The following is a 21,962-nucleotide window of genomic DNA, read 5'->3' as shown; positions in this document are numbered from 1 at the left end:
AGTGGTATGGGGAATTTCAAACGCAGCGTATGGGCCACGGCGATTTTTTCAGCCAATTTGCTGAGCGTCGCGGGTATCAGTGCAAGCGCTTTTGCCGCCGAAGCGACAGATGAACAAGCTAATCAGGGTGCGTCCACTCTGGGTACAGTGATCGTGACCGGCACCCGTGCGCAGGAGCGTACCGCCAGCGCCTCGCTGTCGCCTGTCGATGTGATCTCCGGTGACAGCCTGCGCAGTTCCGGCTCCAGCGAGTTGGGCGCCGTGCTGGCTCGTCTGATTCCTTCGATCAATTTCCCACGGCCGAGCCTGGTGGACGGTGCGGAGCTGACACGTCCGGCGCAACTGCGTGGCCTCTCGCCGGATCAGGTGCTGGTGCTGGTCAACGGCAAGCGCCGGCATACATCCGCCTTCGTCAATCTGGGCGGGGCGGTCGGACGTGGTTCGGCACCTGCCGACCTGAATGCCATTCCGCTGTCGGCCATCGACCATATCGAAGTCCTGCGCGATGGTGCGTCGGCACGATATGGGTCCGATGCCATCGCCGGGGTGATCAACATCATTCTCAAGAGCGCCGACCATGGCGGGTCGATTTCCAGCCAGTACGGCCAATACAAGAAGGGCGACGGCATTCAGCGCCAAGTATCGGGCAATACCGGTTTTGCCCTGGGCGACAACGGCACGTTCAACCTGTCCGGTGAGGGTGCCAACAATGACTACACCAACCGTGCCGGTGACGACTTGCGAGCGTCCAGTGTCGGGTCCACCACTTACGGTCAGCAGGTGTTTCGCCAGGGCGAGCCAGAGACGCACGAGGGCAAGCTGCAGTACAACGCCGAATACAGCTTCAGCGATGCGGCGGAGTTCTACAGCTTTGGGGGCTACAGCAAACGGCGTGGTGAAACCGCCGCTTTCTATCGGCCGAGCAATGCTTCGAATAACATTGCGGCGATTTATCCAAACGGCTATCTGCCACTGATCAACGGCACGCTCGAAGACACCTCGCTGGTCGCTGGCCTGCGCGGTGAACTGGCGTATGACTGGCACTACGACCTGTCCGCCAACTATGGCAAAAACTCTTATGAGCTGCGCACCAAAACCATTAACACCTCATTGGGGCTGAACACGCCGCGCTCGTTTTACAACGGCACGCTGACCAATGATCAGAAGCAACTGAGCCTCGACCTGTCCAGAGAATTCAATGCAGCGTGGCTGCCTTATCCGGTATCGGTTGCGTTTGGCGCGGAGTACCTGCGTCAGGGCTATCAGATCGAGGCAGGGCAGCCAGAGTCGTATTTCCAGACCGGCAGTTCCGGGCTGGGCGGTTTCCGCGCGGCGGATGCAGGCAGTTACTCGCGACACAACTTCGCACAGTATCTGGACCTGGAAACCAATCTGACCGAGAAGCTCGGTGTGTCGGCTGCCGTCCGCCACGAGGACTACAGCGATTTCGGTTCCAATGTCAGCGGCTCGCTTTCGGCGCGCTACGATTTCACTCCGCAGGTGGCCTTGCGAGGCAGCATATCGACTGGCTTCCGCGCGCCTTCACTGGCGCAGCAGAACTTTACTTTCACGTCGTCGCAGCTGATTGGCAACACCATCCAGGAAGCGGGCACGTTTCCGGCCGGCAGTAACGTTGCACAACTGTTGGGTGCCGAAGACCTCAAACCGGAAAAGTCCCGCAACTACAGCCTTGGCCTGGTACTCCAGCCGCTGGACAGCCTGACCGTGACTGCCGACGTCTATCGCATCGACATTCAGGACCGTATCTCGCTGTCCTCCAATCTGGTGCTCAATAACACCGCCATCAATTACCTGCGCAGCAATGGCGTAGGCGATATCAACTACACCAGTGCCCGTTATTTCACCAACGCCACGGACACCAGCACCGATGGCGTCGATCTGGTCGCCAATTACCGCTACCAGTTCGACAACGGTGTGCGCTGGAACAGCACGGTGGGTTACAACTACAACCACACCAAAGTCACCGACGTGAAGGCCAACCCGGCGATTCTCGATCAGTTGGGAGTGAACCTGGTGCGGGTAGACCGCAGGGAGCGCATCGGTTTGCTGGGCGACACCACGCCGCAACACAAACTGACGCTGGGCAATGACCTGACGTTTGGCAACTGGGCGCTGCACTCCAACCTGGTCCGCTACGGCGAGTTCACCAGCTATCAGGCCGACAAGGTCAACGACCAGACCTTCAGCGCCGCCTGGCTGCTGGACCTGGCGGTCGACTACAAACTCAAGAGCTGGGTCTTCACCCTGGGCGGCGACAACGTCACCGACAAATACCCGGAAAAGCTCAACGACTTCTCCTCCAGCGGCGGCAACCTGGCCTACAGCACATTCTCTCCCTACGGGTACAGCGGCGCTTATTACTACGGCAAGGTGACGTATAACTGGTAGCGCGATTTGCCGCTGACTGTCGTTCCAATACGTTGCGTTTGCATAAAGCTCGTGACGCTGCAACACGACGCTATGCCTTGCTCCTGGGCACTGCACATAAACGAAAGCGCTTTTTTGGCGCAATGGCACTGACAGCGCAAATTGCGACGTAAGTGACGGCTGAGTCCTGGCGCTGATCCGGGGGATGCTCGGCAGGACGCCGAGTTAGCCGCACCGGGCTATGGAGGGCCCGTTGCGGCGGCCCCCGGATCAGTGACAGGGCGAAGGAACCCGACGAAGTCGGGCCGGAAACGGAGCCAGGGGCTTTGGTCACTTTGGCCCCATCAAAGTGACTCGCCGAGGGGCGAAAAGGTGACCTGAATCGACCCCCAATCTACCTGACATCAAAAAACCGCTGTGTGACGCGGAGCGTCGGCCGCTTTGAAGCGACTGATACGGAGCAGAAATCTTGCGGTATTGGACATGCGATGCTCCATGGGGGTTTGCCAATTCTGGAACATATCGCTATATAAAAAGTTATTTAAATAGCCTTTAGAAATAATCATAGACCTTCGTGGACATGTGCAAAGGCGGTAGCAGGACTGACTTTAATATTCTCATTTTTTATAATTAGCTTAGAAGTAAATGTGATTTTTAATTGAATCCCCATGCGCCTAGTCTTGCTGATCAGTCAGAAGTCATCCAGGAGCAATACCATGAGCAACGTCAGCGCTTTGCCAGTCCAGTCAGGTACGACGCCGTCGGGTAGCGGCAGCGTGCGCGACAGAGTGTCGCCGGAAGAATGGGAAGTCCGGGTCAAGCTGGCGGCGGCCTATCGGCTGGCGGCGCTCAAGCGTTGGACCGATCATATCTATACGCATTTCTCGGCACGCGTGCCGGGCCCGGACGAGCACTTTCTGATCAGCGCGTTCGGGCTGCTGTTCGATGAAATCACCGCGTCCAACCTGGTCAAGGTCGATATTGACGGCACGATTGTCGATGACCCCACCGGGCTGGGTATCAACTACGCCGGTTACGTGATTCACAGTGCCATTCATGCTGCGCGCCACGACCTGCAGGCGGTGCTGCACACTCACACCCGTGACGGTATCGCCGTGTCGGCGCAGAAGGACGGCCTGCTGCCCATCTCCCAGCACTCGATTGCCTTCTCCGGCCGGGTTGCTTACCACGGCTATGAAGGCATTGCGCTGGACTTGAGTGAACGCGAACGGCTGGTCGCGGACCTGGGTGACAAGAGCGTGATGATCCTGCGCAACCACGGGTTGCTGACCGGCGGGGTGAGTGTCGAGCATGCGTTTCAGCAGCTTCATGCCCTTGAGTACGCCTGCAATATTCAGATTGCAGCACAGTCGGCGGGTAACGCCGAACTGGTGTTTCCACCGCGCGAGGTGATTGCCAAGGTGGAGCAGCAGGCAAAGGCCATCAAGGACGGCCATGCGCCGGGTGTCGCACGGCACTGGAATGCCCTGATTCGCGAGCTGGAGCGTAACGACACCGACTACAAGACGTGAGCCTGCAACGCAGTGATGCGAGGCGCTTGAGGTTGGTGTAGTGTGCGCAGCCAAAACAAGGGGCGCACACATGCAAGACCTGCTGAACGAAATCCTCGATGAAGTAAGACCCTTGCTTGGTCAGGGCAAGGTGGCCGATTACATCCCGGCACTGGGCGAGGTCCGGCCAGATCAGCTGGGCATCTCGGTGTACGGCAACGATGGCCAGGTGTTCAGCGCCGGGGACGCCGAAACGGCGTTTTCGATACAGAGCATTTCCAAGGTGTTCAGCCTGGTGCAAGCCATCGGTCACTCGGGCGAGGAGATCTGGCAGCGTCTCGGACACGAGCCTTCTGGCCAGCCATTCAACTCGCTGGTGCAGCTGGAGTTCGAGCAGGGCAGGCCGCGCAATCCGTTCATCAATGCCGGTGCGCTGGTGATCTGCGACATCAACCAGGCGCGGTTCGCAGCACCGTCGCTGTCGATGCGCGACTTCGTTCGACGCCTGTGCGGCAACCGGGCGATCACTTCCGACTCCAAAGTCGCCGACTCCGAATACCAGCACCGTTCGCGCAATGCTGCGGCGGCCTATCTGATGAAATCCTTCGACAATTTTCACGGCGATGTGGAAGACGTGCTGCGCAGCTACTTCCATCATTGTGCGCTGAGCATGAACTGTATCGATCTGGCCAAAGCATTCGGTTTTCTGGCTCATCAGGGCTTTTGCGCTCACAGCGGCGAGCAGATCGTCACTGCGCGGCAGGCCACCCAGGTCAACTCGATCATGGCCACCAGCGGCCTGTACGACGAAGCCGGCAACTTCGCCTATCGCGTAGGCCTGCCGGGCAAGAGCGGGGTAGGCGGTGGTATCGTTGCGATCGTGCCCGAGCGTGCTTCAGTCTGTGTGTGGTCCCCGGAGTTGAACGCAGCGGGCAATTCCCTTGTCGGTATGGCTGCGCTGGAAAAACTCAGCGCGAGGGTCGACTGGTCGGTCTTTTGAGGTGAAAAGCCTTCTGAAGTGAACCGCGCGTCGAAGCGCGAACCAGACAGGAGTCATGGATTGAATAGAAGGCTATGCAAATCGCTCATGCTGAGCGTCGGGTTGCTGATATTGGCAGGCTGTGGCACGCAGCGGGTCCAGGAGCCAGAACTGACGCCTGAACAGGCGCGCGCGCAGATCATGCGCCTGATGCCGGCGACTGCTACGGATCGCCAGGCATGGGCCACGGATATTCACGCCGCGTTTGCCGCGCAGAAGATCCCGCTGACCACCGAAAACCTGTGTTCGGTGATGGCCGTTACCGAGCAGGAATCGACCTTTCAAGTCGATCCTGCAGTGCCGGACATGGGCCACATCGCCCGCGCTGAAATCAATCGCCGCGCTGCGCGACTGCACATTCCCAATGCGCTGATCGCCACCGCGTTACGTGTTCGCTCGCCGGACGGCAAGACTTACGGCAAACGCCTCGATTCTGCGCGCACCGAAAAAGACCTCAGCGCGATCTTTGATGACTTCATCGGCATGGTGCCGCTGGGTCAGGCGTTGTTCGGCAACTTCAACCCGGTCAAGACCGGCGGGCCGATGCAGGTCAGCATCGCCTTTGCCGAGAAACACGCCGAGGATTACCCCTACACGGTCGATGGTTCGATCCGCCGCGAAGTCTTCACCCGCCGTGGCGGCATGTACTTCGGTATCGCTCACCTGCTGGGCTACCCGGTCAACTACACCCAGTCGTTGTACCGCTTTGCCGACTTCAATGCCGGTTGGTACGCCAGTCGCAATGCCGCGTTCCAGAATGCCGTGAGCCGAGCGACCGGCATCGAGCTGGCGCTGGATGGCGACCTGATCCGCTTTGACTCTACCTCGCCGGGCTCCACCGAACTGGCAGTACGCACGCTGGGCGATCGGCTGGGCATGAACAAGTCGCAGATATGGAGCCAGCTCAAGCAGGGCGACACGCTGGAATTCGAGGAGACCGATCTGTACAGCAAGGTCTTCGCCCTGGCGGACAGGGCCGCGGGCAAACCGTTGCCCAGGGCCATCCTGCCCGGCATTACCCTGAAAAGCCCGAAAATCACCCGTAACCTCACCACCGCCTGGTTTGCCGAGCGCGTCGACGACCGACGCGAACGCTGCGTGCAGCGTGCGCCCAAGTGAGGTTGAATCACCGTGACAGGAGTTTTACCGTCATCGCATCTCGCTCGCCTCCGAAAAACGTATCCAGCACCTTTTGAAACACGGGTCGCTCAGGCGCTGCGATGCTGAACAGGGTCATGCTCGAATGCAGTTTCATGTCATCCGGCGAACTGAAGATCTGTCGCGCCGAACGTTCTACCTGAGGCGCAATGATTGCGGCGCACTGTTCCAGACGCGGCCCCAATACGGGGTGTTGCAGGTAAGCCCGCGCTTCATCGAGGTCGGTGATTGCGTAGTGTCGCGCCGTGTCGCTGCGCCCCAGCCCCTGGATCTGCGGGAACACGAACCACATCCAGTGGGAGCGTTTCTGTCCGGCTTCGAGTTCCGTTAGCACCTGCTGGAACAGCGGTTGCTGGGCATCGACAAAGCGTTGCAGGTTGTAAGCATCTTTCATGATGAGTTTCCTGTTTTTCAACGAACCTGTGGTCGTATGATGGCTGCCCGACATGGGGGTTCGACCTGTCTGAAGAGTTTTTAAGCGTATGCCGGTTTTCAAGCGTTTCATTTCGTTCATACACCAGGCCTTGCGCGCGATGCATCTGGTCTGGACCACCTCCCGAGCGCTGTCCATCGGGCTGATCGTCGCCACGCTGATCGCCGGCCTGCTGCCCGCGCTGGCCGCCTGGCTCGGCCAGCGCATCGTCGATGCGGTGGTCGCTGCCATGCAGTTGCACGCCAGTGCGGGCGAAGCACCTTTGTGGCCGGTGCTGCGCTATGTGTTGTTCGAAGCCGGTGTGCTGGCTCTGCTCGCGGCAGCACAGCGCGGGCTTTCCGTGCAGCAGGCGTTGCTGCGGGTGCTGCTGGGGCAGAAGGTCAATACCCTGATTCTGGAGAAGGCCCAGACCCTGTCGCTGTCGCAGTTCGAAGACTCCGAGTTTTACGACAAGCTTGTGCGCGTCCGGCGTGAAGCCTCGACAAGGCCGCTGTCACTGGTGACCAAATCGTTGGGGTTGCTGCAAAACCTCATTTCGCTGATCAGCTTTGCCGTATTGCTGGTGCATTTTTCGCCTTGGGCGTTGCTGATTCTGGTGCTCGGCGCGTTGCCGGTGTTCTTTGCCGAGGCGCATTTTTCCGGCGACGCGTTCCGCCTGTTTACCCGGCGCGCTCCGGAAACCCGTCGGCAGAACTACATCGAAACACTGCTCTCCCACGAGGGCTATATCAAGGAGGTCAAGCTGTTCGGCTTCGCGCCGCTGCTGCTCAAGCGCTACCGCGATACCTTCGAGCGTCTGTATGCCGAAGACCGGCGCCTGACGGTGCGCCGTGATGGTTGGGGCTTCCTGCTCGGTCTGCTGGGCACGGCTGCGTTTTACCTGGCCTACGCCTGGGTGGTGGTCGATGCGGTACACGGGCGGATCACCCTGGGGCAGATGACCATGTACCTGGTGCTGTTCAAACAGGGTCAGGCCGCGGTGAGCAGCAGTCTCAGCGCCATCAGTGGTTTGTATGAGGACGGGCTGTATCTGGCCGACCTGTATGTCTACCTCGGTCAGCCGGTTACGCCATCTGCTGGCAGCCTGACCGTGGGCGCGCAACCCGGTGATGGCATGCGCTTCGAGAACGTCAGTTTCACCTATCCGGGGACCAGCCGTCCGGCACTTGAAAATATCGACCTGCACCTGGCGCCAGGGCGTAGCGTGGCCCTGGTGGGCGAGAACGGCTCGGGAAAAACCACCCTGATCAAGCTGCTGACGCGTCTTTACCAACCCGATCAAGGCCGCATTCTGCTGGACGGCAGCGACCTGCAGGAGTGGGATGAAGACGCTTTGCGCTCGCGCATCGGCGTGATTTTTCAGGACTTCATTCGCTATCAGTTTCAGGTCGGCGAGAACCTTGGGGTCGGCGACACTCAGGCCTTTCATGATGAAGGCCGTTGGCGCGAAGCGGCGGCGCAGGGCATGGCCGCGCAGTTCATCGAACAGCTCGACAAAGGCTACGCCACACAATTGGGTCGCTGGTTTGCGGGAGGTCAGGAACTGTCCGGCGGGCAGTGGCAGAAAATCGCGTTGTCACGCGCTTACATGCGCCGCGACGCCGATATCCTGATTCTCGACGAGCCGACTGCCGCCCTGGATGCCGGGGCAGAAGCGGCGGTATTCGAACATTTTCGCGAGTACGCCAAAGGGCGCATGACGCTGCTCATATCGCATCGGTTTTCCAGCGTGCGCAACGCCGAACACATCGTGGTGCTGGAGCACGGGCGGGTGTTGGAACGCGGTGATCATGACAGCCTGATCGCCGCCGCAGGGCGCTACGCCGCGCTATTCGATCTGCAGGCGCAGGGTTATCGCTAGGTAAAACCGCATAAAAAGTGTTGCAGTGAATGACCAGTCAGCGTTTTATGGGAGCCCTGTTTCAAGCTGTATCTTTTTGAATCAAACGGAGACATCGATGCAATTTCGTAAATTGGGCAAAACCGATCTGTCGGTCAGCGCGATCTGTCTGGGCACCATGACCTGGGGCGAGCAGAACACCCAGGATGAAGCATTCGAACAGATTCGTATGGCCAAGGATGCCAAGGTCAACTTCCTCGACACGGCAGAAATGTACCCGGTGCCGCCGCGTGGCGAGACCTACACCAAGACCGAAAGCATCATCGGCGAGTACTTCAAGAAGTACGGCGACCGCAACGACTGGGTGCTGGCCAGCAAGGTCGCCGGTCCAGGTCGGATGGATCACATCCGCGATGGCAATCCGCGCCTCGACCGCAAAAACATCACTGCGGCGCTGGAAGCCAGCCTCAAGCGTCTGAACACCGATTACCTGGACCTGTACCAGTTGCACTGGCCGGATCGCAAGACCAACTTCTTCGGCGTGCTCGGTTACACCCACGACCCGGATGATCAGGCCGTCGAAATCGAAGAAACCCTGTCGGTACTGGGTGATCTGGTCAAGGCAGGCAAGATTCGTCACTTCGGCCTGTCCAACGAAACGCCGTGGGGCACCCAGCGTTTTCTGCACCTGGCCGAAACCCTCGATCTGCCACGTGCCGTCTCCATCCAGAACCCCTACAACCTGCTTAACCGCACCTTTGAAGTCGGTCTGGCGGAAATCGCCATTCGCGAACAGATCGGCCTGCTGGCGTACTCGCCATTGGCGTTCGGTGTGCTGGCGGGCAAGTACCTGGATGGCGCACGTCCGGCCGATGGCCGTCTGACCCTGTTCGAGCGTTTCCAGCGCTACAACAACCCGCAGGCCGTCACCGCCACGGCCAAGTACGTCGCGCTGGCTCGCGAGCATGGTCTGGATCCTTCGCAGATGGCGCTGGCCTACGTGACCAGCCGTCCGTTCGTGACCAGCAACATCATTGGTGCCACGAAACTGGACCAACTGAAGATCAATCTGGAGAGCATCGACGTCACGCTGTCCGATGAAGTCATCGCCGGTATCGAAGCCATTCACACCTCGCAGCCCAACCCTGCGCCATAACCTGCACTGAACTTAATTTCAGCCTCGCCAGTCAGCACTAGTACGCTTACTCCGAGGCTGAAATTGATGCACATCTCACTCAAGCAACAAATCGCAATCGTTACCGGCGCCAGTTCCGGTCTGGGCGCAGGCGCTGCACGCGCGCTGGCAGAGGCCGGTGCCGCCGTGGTGATCAACTACAACTCCAAACCTGAACCTGCCGAGAAGCTGGCCGAAGAGATTCGTGCGGCCGGGGGCAAGGCGCTGGCTGTGGGGGCCGACGTTTCGAAAGAAGAAGACGTCGAGCGGCTGTTTGCACAGACCATCGAACATTTCGGCGCGCTGGATATTCTGGTCGCCAATTCCGGCTTGCAAAAGGACGCGTCGATCTTCGACATGTCCCTCGAAGACTGGAATACCGTCATCAACGTCAACCTGACCGGGCAGTTTCTCTGCGCCCGCGCGGCATTGCGCCAGTTCATCAAGCAGGGCATGCGCCCTGAAGTGTCACGGGCCATGGGCAAGATCATTCACATGAGCTCGGTGCATCAGCTGATTCCATGGGCCGGGCACGTCAATTACGCAGCGTCCAAGGGCGGCGTCGACCTGTTGATGCGCAGCATCGCCCAGGAAGTCGGCGAGCTGAAGATTCGCGTCAACAGCGTTGCTCCCGGTGCCATCCGCACGCCGATCAATGCCGATGCACGCAAGGGCGACGCCGAGAAGGAAATGCTCAAACTGATCCCTTATGGTCGTATCGGCGAGCCGGAAGATGTTGCCAATGCGGTGCTCTGGCTGGCGTCCGATGCCTCGGATTATGTGCACGGCACCACCCTGTTCATCGATGGGGGCATGACCCTCTATCCGGAGTTCCGTGGCAATGGCTGACTTTCCCGCAGAGGCGCAAAACCGCATCGAGGATCACGGCATCATCGGCGACATGCGCAGTGCTGCCTTGATCGCCGACACCGGCAGTATCGATTTCTGTTGCTGGCCGGACTTCGACAGCCCGTCGATTTTCACTGCGCTGCTGGACACGCCCGACGCCGGGATCTTTCAGCTGGCGCCCGATCTGCCTGACGCCAGGCGGCTGCAGATCTATCTGCCGGATACCAACGTCCTGCAAACCCGCTGGATTTCCGAGGACGCGGTGGTGGAAGTCACCGACCTGATGCCGATCGGCGAGGATCAGGACGATCTGCCGCGCATCGTGCGCCGCGTTCAGGTGCGTTTTGGCGAGGCCACGCTGCGCATGCGCTGCCGGGTGCGCATGGATTACAGCCGTGCCGACACCAGCGCGCGAGTCGATGGTCAGGACATCTGCTTCGAAGCCGCCGGGCAACCGGGCATGCGTTTGTCGGCAACGACGCCGTTGCGTCTCGAGCAGCACGACGCCGTGGCCGAATTTCATATGCACAAGGGCCAGACCATCGAGTTCATCCTCGGCGGAATCGATGATTCGAATGTTGCTGCTGGCCGGTGCTCGCGCTATTTCGATGACACCCTGAAGTTCTGGCGGCGCTGGTCCGGGCAATCGCAATACACCGGGCGCTGGCGTGAAATGGTCACTCGTTCGGCGCTGGCCCTCAAGCTGCTGACCTCGCGCAAGCATGGTGGCATTGTTGCCGCCGCGACGTTCGGTCTGCCGGAAACCGAGGGCGGCGAACGTAACTGGGATTACCGCTACACCTGGATACGTGACGCGTCGTTCACCGTGTATGCGTTCATGCGCCTGGGGTACACCGATGAAGCCAATGCCTTCATGGGCTGGGTCCGCGGGCGACTGGATGACTGCTGCGAACAGACCGAGAAACTCGGCATTCTCTATGCGCTGGATGGCCACGCTGAGCTGCCGGAAGAGCATCTCGATCACCTGTCCGGCTACGGTGGTGCGCAGCCGGTGCGCATTGGCAACGAAGCGTACAAGCAGGTTCAGCTGGACATCTACGGCGAGCTGATGGACGCCGTGTACCTGGCCAACAAATACGGCGATGCCATCTCCCATGACGGCTGGCAGCATGTGGTGCGCCAGGTCGACTATGTGTGCGAGCACTGGAACGACCGGGACGTGGGCATCTGGGAAATGCGCGGCGGCGACCAGCACTTCCTGCACTCGCGGCTGATGTGCTGGGTGGCCCTGGACCGGGCTCTGCGCCTGGCCTTCAAGCGTTCACTGTCGGGGCCGTTCGAGCGTTGGACCAAGGTGCGCGAAGAGATCCACGACGATATCTGGAAGAACTTCTGGAACGACGATCTGGGGCACTTCGTGCAGCACAAGGGCAGCCGCAATCTGGATGCCTCGATGTTGCTGATGCCATTGGTGCGCTTCGTCGGCGCCAACGATCCCAAGTGGCTGGCGACGCTGGATGCCATCGAGGGCGCGTTGGTGCGTGACGGGATGGTGTTCCGTTACCGCAACGACGACGATCATGATGACGGCCTGGCAGGTGAGGAGGGCGCCTTCGTGGCCTGCTCATTCTGGTACGTCGAATGTCTGGCCCGCGCCGGCCGGGTCGAACAGGCGCACCTGGAGTTCGAGCAACTGCTGCGTTACGCCAATCCGCTGGGCTTGTACGCCGAGGAATTCGACGCGCATGCTCATCACCTCGGCAATACGCCGCAGGCCTTGAGCCATCTGGCGCTGATCAGTGCGGCCAGTTTTCTGGACCGCAAACTGGGCGGCGGGCAGGCGCTCTGGCAGCCTTGACACGGTGAACAAACGGATCATGAATGAACGTTCAACGCTTCAGCCATGCTTCGTTTCACTCGGCGTGCAATGAATACCCCACTGGCTGTTCTTCAAGTCGGTGGTCTTGCGCCACAGTCGCGCAATAACTCAACCGCGGCAGATAAACGCCGTTGCTGCGCATGGCTGCCCGAATCGCCACGTCGTCATCGCAGGTCGCCAGCGTGCGCCCGGCAAGCAGCCCGATCGCTTGCGCCGAGCGCATCGCGCCCATCGGTGTCCAGTCGGCAATGATCAACGCACCTCTGGGCACTACCGGCTCGTAGGCGCGCACGAAATGCTCAGCAGACCGGTCGCGCAGGTAGGGCACCATGAAGTAGCGAATATCGTCACGATAGGGCAACTGCTCTTTGTGCGCCGGAAGGGTGATCACCCCGTTGGCGTAGAGTGAATACGTCAGCAGGATGACTACCGGTGCCGACAATGCCGAGAGATTGAGCAATGTTCCGCGTGCCGCTGTGCGGGGCAGGATACGCCGCAACTGAATCATGCCGAGGATCGTCAGTATCGCTGCACCGGGCAGAAAAAAGGTAAAGCGGTCGGTCACATTGTAGGAAATGGCGAACACCAGATTCAGCAGCGCGGCGCTCCATAACAGCCGCAGCCGGCTTCCCTTGGGAAACAGCAGCAGCCCCGCCAGTTGCGGCCCGATCAGCGACACCAGCAACAGCGCTACCGCGCTCTTTTCCTCGAGGAGTTTGTCGAAACGCAACAGACTGCCTTCCCACTCCGGCCCTGCAACGGTCGCGCTGGCCCCGGTCATGTAACGATGCGCAATATCCAGCAGGCCCATCCCGGCGTTCAGGTCATTGATTACCGCAACAGCGGCCGCCGCGAAACCAAGTATGAAGCCGGGCAGGGTGATCAATACTCGCGCCTTGTGCTGAAACAGCAGGTGCAGGTAAAGCGGCAGCAGAACCACGAACGTCAGTTGATGAACCGAGGCCGCCAGCCCGGTGAGGACGCCAATCGCGAAGAGTTTTTTCAGCGGCGTCAAAACGGGGCTGTCATTGAAATACAGCGCATAGGCCAGTAGCACGAGCAGCGTGTGCAACAGGTAGACCTCAGCCTTGGTAGACACCCAGAACACGCCATGGGTCAGTGTTGTCGCCGCGGCAGCGAGCAGCGCCTGGCGTGCGCCCGCGCCAACGCTCTGCGCCAATCGGTAGACGACCCAAGCCAGCGGCAGAAGAAGCACCGAATTCAGCAGGCTGAGCGAGCGTGCACCGAACAGGTTGAAAAAAACCGTATTGAACAGCTGATAAAACGGATGCTCAAGTGGCCCGAGCGACTGGCTGAAATACTGACCCTCATGGGCGTTGGCCAGGAACATGCCATTGTCCATCCATTGCACCTGACCACTGGAGGCCAGAAAGCTCGCCGTGATGGCGGCACCTAGCAAAAACAGGGGGATACACATCGATGTGCGCGAATCGAGTGGCATTGAACCGCTCCTCCGTGAGATGACCAAAAATGTCGAGCGTCTGTGTTACGGCCTCAGGGCTGAGGAGTCGGTGCGGGTACCGCGCCGGTAAAGCGCGAGAGCATCACGGCGCCGATGGCCACCGCAAACCACAGGGTCGCCAGACGTATCAGCAATGTGGCAGCAATCGCATCTGCCCCCGGCATGCCCTTGAACATCAGCAGTCCGATCATCACCGCTTCGGCGCTGCCCAGGCCGCCCGGCATGAAGCTCAAGGCCCCCGCGAGCATCGCCAGTGCATAGGTAAATACGGCAAAGGTCAGCGGGATCTGCGCGCCCATCCAGCCAAGCATCCAGTAAAACGCCAGTGCCTCGGCGCTCCAGGCCAGCAGACTGAGCAGGCTGGCGGTCAGCAGCACGTTGCCATGCAGGCACTGGCGAGCGGCAAGCAGCACGTTGAACAACTGCTGCCACAGGCTGCTGGCTCGCGTGTTTTTTGTGGGCAGTGAAACCTGTAAACGCTCCAGCAAGTGACGGCGAGACAGTACCAGCGAACCCGTCAGAACCAGTGCCAGACCGAGCAGGATCATCGGCTGTGCCTGCGGATACCACGACAGTCCGAACAGCGTGAGCAGTACGATGGCCAGCAGATCGGAAAGACGCTCGCTGACAAACGCGGCAAAGCTTTGCGGGTACGGTACGCCCAGCGGCCTGAGCAATACGCCACGCAGCGCTTCACCGGCCTTGCCGGGAGTCGTGGTCAGGGCGAAACCCGCCAGATAGATCCGCAGGCTTTTTCGCCAGGCCAACGGATGCCCCAACACTGAAAGGTAGAGTTGCCAGCGGACGAAGCGCAGCGCGTAGTTGATTGCAGACATCAACAACGCCACGCCGATGCCGAGCAGCCCGACCTTGCCCGTCGCTGCGCTGACCGCCTGCCAGCCGCCCCACAGTGAGAAACCCAGATACCCCATGGCCGAGAAGACGATCGACAGAAGCACTGCCCGATAGCGCCATCCGGACAGCAACAGCGAGCCGGTCACAGGTTGAGCCTTTTGAACAATGGCTGCGGGATCGAGCGAATCACCCACATGATCCATGCCCAGAAGCCCGGCGCGTAAAGGCTTGTTGATTGGCGTGCGATGCCATTGACGATGCGTTCGGCAACGTCTTCCGGTTGTGCCACCAGCCAGGCCGGCAGTGGCAGACCCCGGGTCATGGGCGTGTCGACAAAGCCTGGCTTTATGGTCACTACGTGTACGCCCAGCTTGAACATCCGCGCCTGTAACCCGTCGCAGAACGTCGAGACGGCAGCTTTGGCCGAGCCGTACAGATAATTGGAAGGGCGTCCGCGATCGCCCGCGACCGAGGAAATCACCGCCAGTGTGCCGCAACGCTGGACCTCGAAATGCTTGGCCAACACGGTCAGCAACGCAATCATCGATGCACCATTGGTGATGAATTCCTGCACAGCCAGCCCTGCGTTTTGCTCGCAGGCCTTCTGATCGGGCAAGGTGCCGTGAGCCAGAAGCACGATATCTATCTGCCCAAGTGCAGCCAGGCAATCGGCCAGCATCGCCGGGTGCGCCGAGAAGTGCGTGACGTCCATTTGATAGGTGTCTACGTGTCCGGCACCGCGGGCCCTGAGGTCGGCGGCATTACCCGCGAGCTTGTCCGTATTGCGCGCGACCAGGAAAAAATCGCAGCCTTGCGCCGCCCAGCGCCGGGCGCAGGCATGGGCAATGGTTGATGTAGCGCCAATGATCAGAATCTTTTTCATGACATCACTCGTTTCCAGAAGCGGGACATCAAAGAGGGGTCGCGCAGGGCTTCCAGTTGTTCCCACGCCGGATAGGCCTGACGGAAGTCGCTGCCGCTCATGTGTGCATCCTTGGCCGGGTACAGTCGTCCACCCGCGTCACGGACAATGGCGTCCAGACGCGGGAACAGTGAGCCGGCCAGATCGCGCGTCTGCGCAAAGTCCAGTGCCAGCGAGGTGCCCTGCATCGGAAAAGACAGTAGCCCCGGCGAGACGATGTCACCGCAACGCTTGAGCACTGCGAGGAATGATCCCTGTCCCGAGGCTGCGATGGCATCGAGCAGCAGCTGCATGGCCTGGGGTGCGCAGTGCTCGGGAATCACGCACTGGTATTGCTGAAACCCCTTGCGACCATAAAGACGATTCCAGTGCAGCATTCGATCCAGCGGGTAGAAGAACGCCTCGCAGGTGGTGCGGCGGGACGTTGGCAGGTCTGAGTGCGCGTGCCAGTACAGAGAATTGAACGCACGCAAGGACAGGCTGTTGACCAGCGACACCGGAGGCGTGAACGGCACGCTCAGGCGATTGCGCGCCTCAACCGACAGTGACCCATAACGGGCGTGGTTGCCGACGATGTAGACCCCGCGGCCGCTATGCGCACCACGGGCCAGGCAGTCGATCCAGGCGACGCTGTATTCATGCTGCGCATCCAGCTCTTGCGACAGCGTAAAGAACTCCGCCAGATTGGCGAAGCGTACTGCCGTACTGTCGATCTGGGCGCTGCGGATCGGCATCAGCTGCAGCTCGACCCAGCTGATAACGCCAGTAAGACCGAGGCCGCCGATGCTGGCGGCGAAAAAACGGGGATTGTCCACGGCTGAGCAGACCATGGGCGGCTGGTCATGACGGATCAGCTCGAAGCGCCTGACATGACAGCCAAAGGTGCCGCGCCGATGATGGTTCTTGCCGTGTACATCATTGGCCAGCGCGCCGCCTATCGTCACGTACTGTGTGCCAGGCGTGACCGGTAGAAACCAGCCGCGCGGGATCGCTGCCGCGAGCAGTTGCGACAGTGTCATGCCCGCTTCCAGTTGCACCACACCGCGCTGCCAGTCCGCAGCAATGAAGCGATCCAGTCCGCGCATGTCCAGTACGTGATCGCTGCTGGCCAGACAGCTGTCGCCGTAGCTGCGGCCGTTGCCGAAGGGCAGGCTGGTGTGATGGCGTGCAACGGTTTGCGAGAAGTGCGCGGGCAAGCGTTTTATCGAATCACATTCGTGACCCTGCTGGGCAACCTGCGGGTAGCGGCCCCAGGAGTAAAGAGGCCCGCTCATGCTGCGACCCAGAACACCAGCAGGAACAGCAAGCCGATCCCCTGGCTGATCCGGTCGCGAATCGCGAAAACCACCGGATCCTCGTTCATTTCACCGCGATGGGTGAGCATCCAGATCCGGGTGATCCAGAACAACAGCAATGGGCAGGCCAGCCAGATAACGTGCGGGTGCTGATACAAAGCCACCGTCGCACCTTCATGGATGTAAAGCGCCAGCACCATCACTGCCAGATTGCCTGACGAGGCCCCCAATGAAGCGATCATGTCCAGATCGCCCGGGTAGTAACCACGGCCAGCCGTCTTGCCTGGTACAGCGCGCAGTCGTGCTTCGCGCAGTTCGGCATAGCGCTTGACCAGCGCAAGGCTGAGAAACAGAAACATCGAAAACGCCAGAATCCAGAACGTCAGTGGCAATTGAAACGCGGCAGCACCGGCCAGAATACGCGTGGTATAGAGCATCGCCAGAACGATGACGTCGACGGCCATGTGGCGCTTGAGGTAAAGCGAATAAACCAGCGTCAGCAGGTAATAGGCTGCCAGCACCGCCGAAAATTGCCACGGCAATCCTGTTGCCGCAGCGGAGAAGGCTGCGGCGAGCAACAGCGGTATGACCAGCAGGCCGGATTTTATCGACAGCGCACCACTGGCGAACGGGCGCTCGCGCTTGCTTCTGTGGTGGCGGTCGTCTGCCAGGTCAAGGAGGTCGTTGAGCAGGTATACACTGGATGCGCACAGCCCGAAACACACAAAGGCCAGCAAACCGTCGAGCAGCAACTGCGTGTTCTGGACCTGATGAGCAGCCAGCAGGGGCATAAAAATCAGCGCGTTCTTCAGCCATTGGTGCAGGCGCAGCGCCTTGCGCCAGGCGCTGGTCCCGGACGCTGCCGATTGGATAACCTGCTCGACGTTGCCTTGTGCCCGCGCCTTGCGCTCCACACCGGCAAGCGGGCTGGCGACGATGGCCTTGCGTGAGACACCCCAGATGCACAGATCGTCCCGGGAGTTGCCGATGTAATCGAAGCCCTGCTCACCATAATGGCTAACCAGCAAATCGCGTTTGCGATGCGCGGAAAGGTTGGTTCTACCGTCCGAGGCCCACACCTGATCGAACAGTTGCAGATGTGCCGCGATCCGGTTGGCGAGGGTTTCGTGGGAGGCGGTAGCCAGAATCACGCTTCTACCGGTTTGCCGCTCGGTCTGAATGTAATCAATGACGTCAGCGTTGAACGGCAGTAACGCTACGTCAATCTCGGTACCCAGCGCCAGGCCTTGCTTGAGAGACGCCTTGCCCTGCAGCAGCCAGGTGAAAAGACTGAACAGCTTTAACGGATGATTACGGATAAACGCCACTGCGGTTTCAAACAGCATGTCAGATCGCAGCAATGTTCCGTCGAGGTCGACAACCAGCGGTGTATGAACCTCAAGAATTCTTCCTTGAATACCGGGCATGAATAGTTGCTCCTGTGAACGTGAGCGCACTATGGAACGAAAACGGACATTCGCCACTTCAATAAAGTTAAACGCTGTTCGTAATTGAGCCGTGCCGATGGCGTCAGAAAAATCAGCTGTTTGACACTATTCGCCACACAACGGCTATTGATCCGTTATTCGATCAAAGACCGGAATCTGGCGGTGGCAACGGTGATGGCTGGCGAGTGCCGCGCGACCCATCGCGATCTGGCCGAGGCAGTGCGCTTCCGGCGATTCTTTGCCGATCGGTATCAGCGACTCCGCTTGACCCGTTGCAGATCCCGGCCCCGCGCGGACTGCGCTTGAGGTGTTCATTGGTCGCAGACATCAAAAAAATAATGAATTTCTTCGCCACGAATACAGTCACCTATACTTCAAGTCACTGCTGAAAAAGGATCAGACTTTCAATGGCACTTCCAAAGCATTACCGCATTGATTATCTGCTAAATGGTTCGTTCAAGAGTTTTTATATACGAACCGAGAATATGGATAACGCTGAAGCATGGCACTGTGCAAGTGTCGACGCAGGTCTCGCACGCATACCGAAATACCGTTTGGAGAAGGTCGCGCGGGTGTCGAAACCGTACGCCGAGCACTTCGGTGTCACCAACGTTGAGTGGGCTCAGGCCTGAGCCCACTCAACCCTGCACTCGTCAGCGGTGAGCGATCTGCTCCAGCGCAAGATTGCGTGTGCGTGGCCCGAACCGGCCGATGGTGACGATCACGATCAACATGCTGCCGACAATGAAGGCCAGTACGCCCGGCGTGCCGAAGTGGTCGAGAAATATCCCGATCAGCAGGCTGCTGAACACCGTCGACAGTCGGCTGAACGAGTAGCAGAAGCCTACCGCGCGAGCGCGGATATTGGTCGGGAACAGCTCGCCCTGGTACGAGTGATAGCTGAAGCTCAGCCATGCGTTGCAGAACGTGATCATGATCCCGCAGAAAATCAGTCCTGCCGCGCTGGTCTGGAACGCGAACAGGCTGCCGAAGATCATGGCCCCTAATGCGGAACCGACGATTTGCCACTTGTTCTCGAAGCGGTTGGCGAACTTCACGAACAGCAACGGCCCCAGCGGATAAGCCAGGGTAATCACGAACGCATACGCCAGGCTGTGGGTGACGCTCAGGCCCTGACCAGAGAGCAGGGCGGGCAACCAGTTGCCGAAGCCAAAGAAACCGATGGCCTGAAAAACGTGAAAGACGATCAGCATCAAGGCGCGACGACGATAGGGCGGTTGCCACATGTCGGCAAATCGGCCTTTGCCTGACAGGGCCACGTTGTCCGGTTCAGGCTCATCCAGTGGTTTGCCGTGGTCCTTGATGCAGCGCGCCTCGATTCCGTCCAGGACTCGCTCGGCTTCATCGAAGCGTCCCTGCTGCGCCAGCCAGCGCGGCGATTCCGGCAGCGCCGAGCGCAACCACCAGACGAACAAGGCAAAGACTGCACTGCTGATCACTACCCAGCGCCAGCCGGAAAAACCCAAAGGGTCCTGGGGCACCAGCCACCATGACATCAGCGCGACGCTGGGGACTGACAAAAACTGAATGAAGAAAGCGAAGGCGAACGCCGAACTGCGTATGCGCTTAGGCACCAGCTCTGACAGGTAGGTGTCGATGGTGACCAATTCGACGCCCAGGCCAATACCCACGACGAAGCGCATGCCAATCACGCCCAGTGCAGAGGTCTGCAGGCCCATGATCACGGTGGCAACGGTGTACCAGATCAGCGCGAAGGTGAAGATCGCGCGGCGTCCGTAGCGATCAGCAATCGGGCTGACGAGGCTGGCACCGAAGAAGAGGCCCAGAAAAGTCGCCGAGGCAAAGGCCGCCTGATCGGAGAAGCCGAACAGGCCCTGACTGCCCGTGGCGAAGATTCCTTCGCGGATCAGGCCGGGGCTGATGTAGGCGGTCTGGAACAGGTCGTAAAGCTCGAAAAAACCGGCGATGGACAGCAAGGCGACCAGCCGCCAGATGGTCGCGACAGCAGGCAGTCTGTCAATGCGCGCCGAGATATACGCTGCCCGCAACGGCTCGTTCGCGGCTGCCTCGGTATGAGGTAATGAGTTCATGGATGGCCATCCTGAGTTCTTGTTGAGGCCTGGATACTACTCCTTACAAGTTGTAATCAATGGTCTTTTAATGCGGTTATTGAGGTTTAAAAGATGAAAAATTGTTCACCGGATTAGTTTTTCAGTTTTTTATATCGGATCCATTAGAACGCTAGTGTCACTTGGTCATGAGGTAAATGCATTGATGGCTTGGCAAGGAATGCCGGCGCAAAAAAACCGCAGGCATGAAGCCATCAACGATGTATCAACATGTGTCGCAAAACCTTAGGATTAGGCCTTCACTTTCTGCATGCCGGGTTCCCGTGACGTACAAACTGCCCACCACAGCCACTGCTCCTTTTTGCCCCTCGGCGACCACTGACAGTGTGGCCATTCCGCCGAACGCGTCCTTGATGCGCAAGATGATGCTGTTCGTCGGGCCTGGCCTGCTGGTTTCCATCGGCTACATGGACCCTGGCAACTGGGCGACAGCCATCGAGGCCGGGTCGCGCTTCGGCTATTCACTGCTGTTCGTGGTGGTGCTGGCCAGCCTCTCGGGAATGGTCTTGCAGAACCTTTGCTCGCGTCTGGGCATCGCGACCGGCCGTGACCTTGCGCAGTTGTCCGCCGCCCGCTACAGCCGCAAGGTCGCCAAGGGCCAGTGGCTGCTGGCAGAGCTGTCGATCATTGCCACCGATCTGGCGGAAGTGCTGGGGGCTGCGCTGGCGTTTCATCTGTTGCTCGGCGTTTCCATCACCACCGGTGTGGCGCTGACCGCTTTCGATACGCTGATTGTGCTGGCCTTGCAGGGCGCCAATTTTCGTCGTCTGGAAGCCATCGTGCTGGGGCTGATTGCAACCATCGCCAGTTGCTTCGCCGTCGAGTTGTTTCTGATCAAGCCGTTCTGGCCCGACGTCGTCGCGGGTCTCAAGCCGAGTTGGGATGTGTTGAGCAGCCAGGAGCCGCTGTATATCGCCATCGGCATTCTGGGCGCCACCGTCATGCCGCATAACCTTTATCTGCACTCATCGGTGGTGCAGACGCGGGTCAACGGTTCCGACCAGGCCAGCAAGGCCAGCGCCATTCGCTATGCACGGCTCGATACCATCGGTTCGTTGAGCCTGGCGCTGCTGATCAATGCGGCGATTCTGATCCTTGCTGCTGCCGCTTTTCACAAGACCGGGCATACCGAGGTGGTCGAGATTCAGGACGCCTACCACCTGCTTGATCCGCTGGTGGGTGGTGCGATCGCCAGCGTGCTGTTCGGCATTGCTTTACTGGCGGCGGGGCAGAGCTCGACCTTCACCGGCACCATCGCCGGCCAAGTGGTGCTCGAAGGTTTTCTGCAGGCGAAGATTCCGTGTTGGCAGCGGCGTTTGATCACTCGGGCGCTGGCACTGATTCCGGCGCTGATCGGCGTGGTCTGGCTGGGTGACAGCTCGGTGGGGCAGATGCTGGTGCTCAGTCAGGTCGTGCTGAGCCTGCAACTGCCTTTCGCGCTCTGGCCGTTGATTCGTTTTACCAGCGACCCACAATTGATGGGGCCGTTCGTCAACAGCCGGCTGGTGAAAACGGCTGCCTGGGGGCTGTTCGGGCTGATCTCGGCGGCCAACCTGACGTTGCTGTGGTTCTGGATCAGCTGAACTTGATCGGCTGCAGCGACTCTCACACCTGAC

17 protein-coding genes are annotated in these 21,962 nt (G+C 59.7%); 10 read left to right on the top strand and 7 right to left on the bottom strand.

All coding sequences use genetic code 11. From position 1 onward, the window contains the following. The first annotated feature begins 6 nt into the window (after positions 1-6). The 4 genes from JOE29_RS13310 (at position 7) to JOE29_RS13295 (ending at position 6,057) form a co-directional block, all read left to right on the top strand. On the top strand, positions 7-2,409 hold the full coding sequence (locus JOE29_RS13310; RefSeq protein ID WP_058445005.1) for a TonB-dependent receptor: 2,403 nt from the start codon (positions 7-9) through the stop codon (positions 2,407-2,409). A gap of 695 nt (positions 2,410-3,104) precedes the next feature. Beyond that, the gene (locus JOE29_RS13305; RefSeq protein ID WP_210079592.1) at positions 3,105-3,920 is read left to right on the top strand and encodes a class II aldolase/adducin family protein; all 816 of its coding nucleotides are present in this window, start codon (positions 3,105-3,107) and stop codon (positions 3,918-3,920) included. A 70-nt stretch (positions 3,921-3,990) separates the two neighbouring features. Continuing rightward, positions 3,991-4,899 (top strand): glutaminase B, encoded by a 909-nt coding sequence (gene glsB / locus JOE29_RS13300; protein ID WP_210079591.1) that lies wholly within the window; start codon positions 3,991-3,993, stop codon positions 4,897-4,899. Between the two features lie 87 nt (positions 4,900-4,986). Then, entirely contained in the window at positions 4,987-6,057 is a 1,071-nt protein-coding gene (locus JOE29_RS13295) for a DUF1615 domain-containing protein (protein WP_003317857.1), read from the top strand. Positions 6,058-6,064: 7 nt separating this feature from the next. Here JOE29_RS13295 and JOE29_RS13290 read toward each other — a convergent pair whose 3' ends face one another. Next, entirely contained in the window at positions 6,065-6,490 is a 426-nt protein-coding gene (locus JOE29_RS13290; RefSeq protein WP_003348499.1) for a DUF1810 domain-containing protein, read from the bottom strand. Between the two features lie 88 nt (positions 6,491-6,578). Here JOE29_RS13290 and JOE29_RS13285 point away from each other — a divergent pair, with 88 nt between their 5' ends. From JOE29_RS13285 to JOE29_RS13270, 4 genes are all read left to right on the top strand, one after another. Further along, positions 6,579-8,390: an ABC transporter ATP-binding protein gene (locus JOE29_RS13285; RefSeq protein ID WP_044313343.1), complete on the top strand. Its 1,812-nt coding sequence runs from the start codon at positions 6,579-6,581 to the stop codon at positions 8,388-8,390. Between the two features lie 97 nt (positions 8,391-8,487). Beyond that, positions 8,488-9,525: an NADP(H)-dependent aldo-keto reductase gene (locus JOE29_RS13280; RefSeq protein ID WP_010410606.1), complete on the top strand. Its 1,038-nt coding sequence runs from the start codon at positions 8,488-8,490 to the stop codon at positions 9,523-9,525. A 66-nt stretch (positions 9,526-9,591) separates the two neighbouring features. Continuing rightward, positions 9,592-10,392, top strand: coding sequence for an SDR family oxidoreductase (locus tag JOE29_RS13275; protein WP_210079590.1), 801 nt, complete (start codon positions 9,592-9,594; stop codon positions 10,390-10,392). Then, positions 10,385-12,211, top strand: coding sequence for a glycoside hydrolase family 15 protein (locus JOE29_RS13270; RefSeq protein ID WP_122255817.1), 1,827 nt, complete (start codon positions 10,385-10,387; stop codon positions 12,209-12,211). The genes JOE29_RS13275 and JOE29_RS13270 overlap by 8 nt, the downstream gene beginning before the upstream one ends. A 55-nt stretch (positions 12,212-12,266) precedes the next feature. On the opposite strand, the gene JOE29_RS13265 is transcribed toward JOE29_RS13270, so the two are convergent. Genes JOE29_RS13265 through JOE29_RS13245 form a run of 5 tightly spaced genes read right to left on the bottom strand, consistent with a single transcriptional unit; the run spans position 12,267 to position 18,214 of the window. Beyond that, the gene (locus JOE29_RS13265) at positions 12,267-13,694 is read right to left on the bottom strand and encodes a glycosyltransferase family 39 protein (RefSeq protein WP_210079589.1); all 1,428 of its coding nucleotides are present in this window, start codon (positions 13,692-13,694) and stop codon (positions 12,267-12,269) included. Between the two features lie 53 nt (positions 13,695-13,747). Continuing rightward, positions 13,748-14,716, bottom strand: coding sequence for a lysylphosphatidylglycerol synthase transmembrane domain-containing protein (locus tag JOE29_RS13260; protein WP_057406999.1), 969 nt, complete (start codon positions 14,714-14,716; stop codon positions 13,748-13,750). Beyond that, positions 14,713-15,453, bottom strand: a complete 741-nt coding sequence (locus tag JOE29_RS13255; protein ID WP_003317865.1) for an SDR family oxidoreductase — start codon at positions 15,451-15,453, stop codon at positions 14,713-14,715. Before JOE29_RS13255 ends, JOE29_RS13260 begins: the two co-directional genes overlap by 4 nt. After that, entirely contained in the window at positions 15,450-16,766 is a 1,317-nt protein-coding gene (locus JOE29_RS13250; protein WP_074907689.1) for an FAD-binding oxidoreductase, read from the bottom strand. The genes JOE29_RS13255 and JOE29_RS13250 overlap by 4 nt, the downstream gene beginning before the upstream one ends. Then, entirely contained in the window at positions 16,763-18,214 is a 1,452-nt protein-coding gene (locus JOE29_RS13245) for a UbiA family prenyltransferase (protein WP_161421271.1), read from the bottom strand. Before JOE29_RS13245 ends, JOE29_RS13250 begins: the two co-directional genes overlap by 4 nt. 428 nt (positions 18,215-18,642) lie before the next feature. On the opposite strand from JOE29_RS13245, the gene JOE29_RS13240 reads away from it, so the two are divergent. Beyond that, a complete protein-coding gene (locus tag JOE29_RS13240) occupies positions 18,643-18,867 on the top strand; it encodes a DUF6555 family protein (RefSeq protein WP_003407519.1) in 225 nt (74 codons plus the stop codon). Positions 18,868-18,888: 21 nt separating this feature from the next. Here JOE29_RS13240 and JOE29_RS13235 read toward each other — a convergent pair whose 3' ends face one another. After that, on the bottom strand, positions 18,889-20,307 hold the full coding sequence (locus JOE29_RS13235; protein ID WP_103364613.1) for an MFS transporter: 1,419 nt from the start codon (positions 20,305-20,307) through the stop codon (positions 18,889-18,891). A gap of 302 nt (positions 20,308-20,609) precedes the next feature. Between JOE29_RS13235 and JOE29_RS13230 the strand changes: the two genes are divergently transcribed. After that, positions 20,610-21,929, top strand: coding sequence for an Nramp family divalent metal transporter (locus tag JOE29_RS13230; protein ID WP_004417997.1), 1,320 nt, complete (start codon positions 20,610-20,612; stop codon positions 21,927-21,929). Positions 21,930-21,962: the final 33 nt, after the last annotated feature.

The sequence above is a fragment of the Pseudomonas sp. PvP009 genome, from assembly GCF_017832995.1.
GTDB lineage: Bacteria > Pseudomonadota > Gammaproteobacteria > Pseudomonadales > Pseudomonadaceae > Aquipseudomonas > Aquipseudomonas syringae.
The sequence above is the reverse complement of the archived record's forward strand: the minus strand, read 5'-3'. Positions and strand labels throughout refer to the sequence as shown.

Coding starts and splice junctions, on each gene's coding strand:
- JOE29_RS13310 (WP_058445005.1), top strand. CDS start 7: ATGGGGAATTTCAAACGCAGCGTATGGGCCACGGCGATTTTTTCAGCC.
- JOE29_RS13305 (WP_210079592.1), top strand. CDS start 3,105: ATGAGCAACGTCAGCGCTTTGCCAGTCCAGTCAGGTACGACGCCGTCG.
- glsB (WP_210079591.1), top strand. CDS start 3,991: ATGCAAGACCTGCTGAACGAAATCCTCGATGAAGTAAGACCCTTGCTT.
- JOE29_RS13295 (WP_003317857.1), top strand. CDS start 4,987: ATGCTGAGCGTCGGGTTGCTGATATTGGCAGGCTGTGGCACGCAGCGG.
- JOE29_RS13290 (WP_003348499.1), bottom strand. CDS start 6,490: ATGAAAGATGCTTACAACCTGCAACGCTTTGTCGATGCCCAGCAACCG.
- JOE29_RS13285 (WP_044313343.1), top strand. CDS start 6,579: ATGCCGGTTTTCAAGCGTTTCATTTCGTTCATACACCAGGCCTTGCGC.
- JOE29_RS13280 (WP_010410606.1), top strand. CDS start 8,488: ATGCAATTTCGTAAATTGGGCAAAACCGATCTGTCGGTCAGCGCGATC.
- JOE29_RS13275 (WP_210079590.1), top strand. CDS start 9,592: ATGCACATCTCACTCAAGCAACAAATCGCAATCGTTACCGGCGCCAGT.
- JOE29_RS13270 (WP_122255817.1), top strand. CDS start 10,385: ATGGCTGACTTTCCCGCAGAGGCGCAAAACCGCATCGAGGATCACGGC.
- JOE29_RS13265 (WP_210079589.1), bottom strand. CDS start 13,694: ATGCCACTCGATTCGCGCACATCGATGTGTATCCCCCTGTTTTTGCTA.
- JOE29_RS13255 (WP_003317865.1), bottom strand. CDS start 15,453: ATGAAAAAGATTCTGATCATTGGCGCTACATCAACCATTGCCCATGCC.
- JOE29_RS13250 (WP_074907689.1), bottom strand. CDS start 16,766: ATGAGCGGGCCTCTTTACTCCTGGGGCCGCTACCCGCAGGTTGCCCAG.
- JOE29_RS13245 (WP_161421271.1), bottom strand. CDS start 18,214: ATGCCCGGTATTCAAGGAAGAATTCTTGAGGTTCATACACCGCTGGTT.
- JOE29_RS13240 (WP_003407519.1), top strand. CDS start 18,643: ATGGCACTTCCAAAGCATTACCGCATTGATTATCTGCTAAATGGTTCG.
- JOE29_RS13235 (WP_103364613.1), bottom strand. CDS start 20,307: ATGAACTCATTACCTCATACCGAGGCAGCCGCGAACGAGCCGTTGCGG.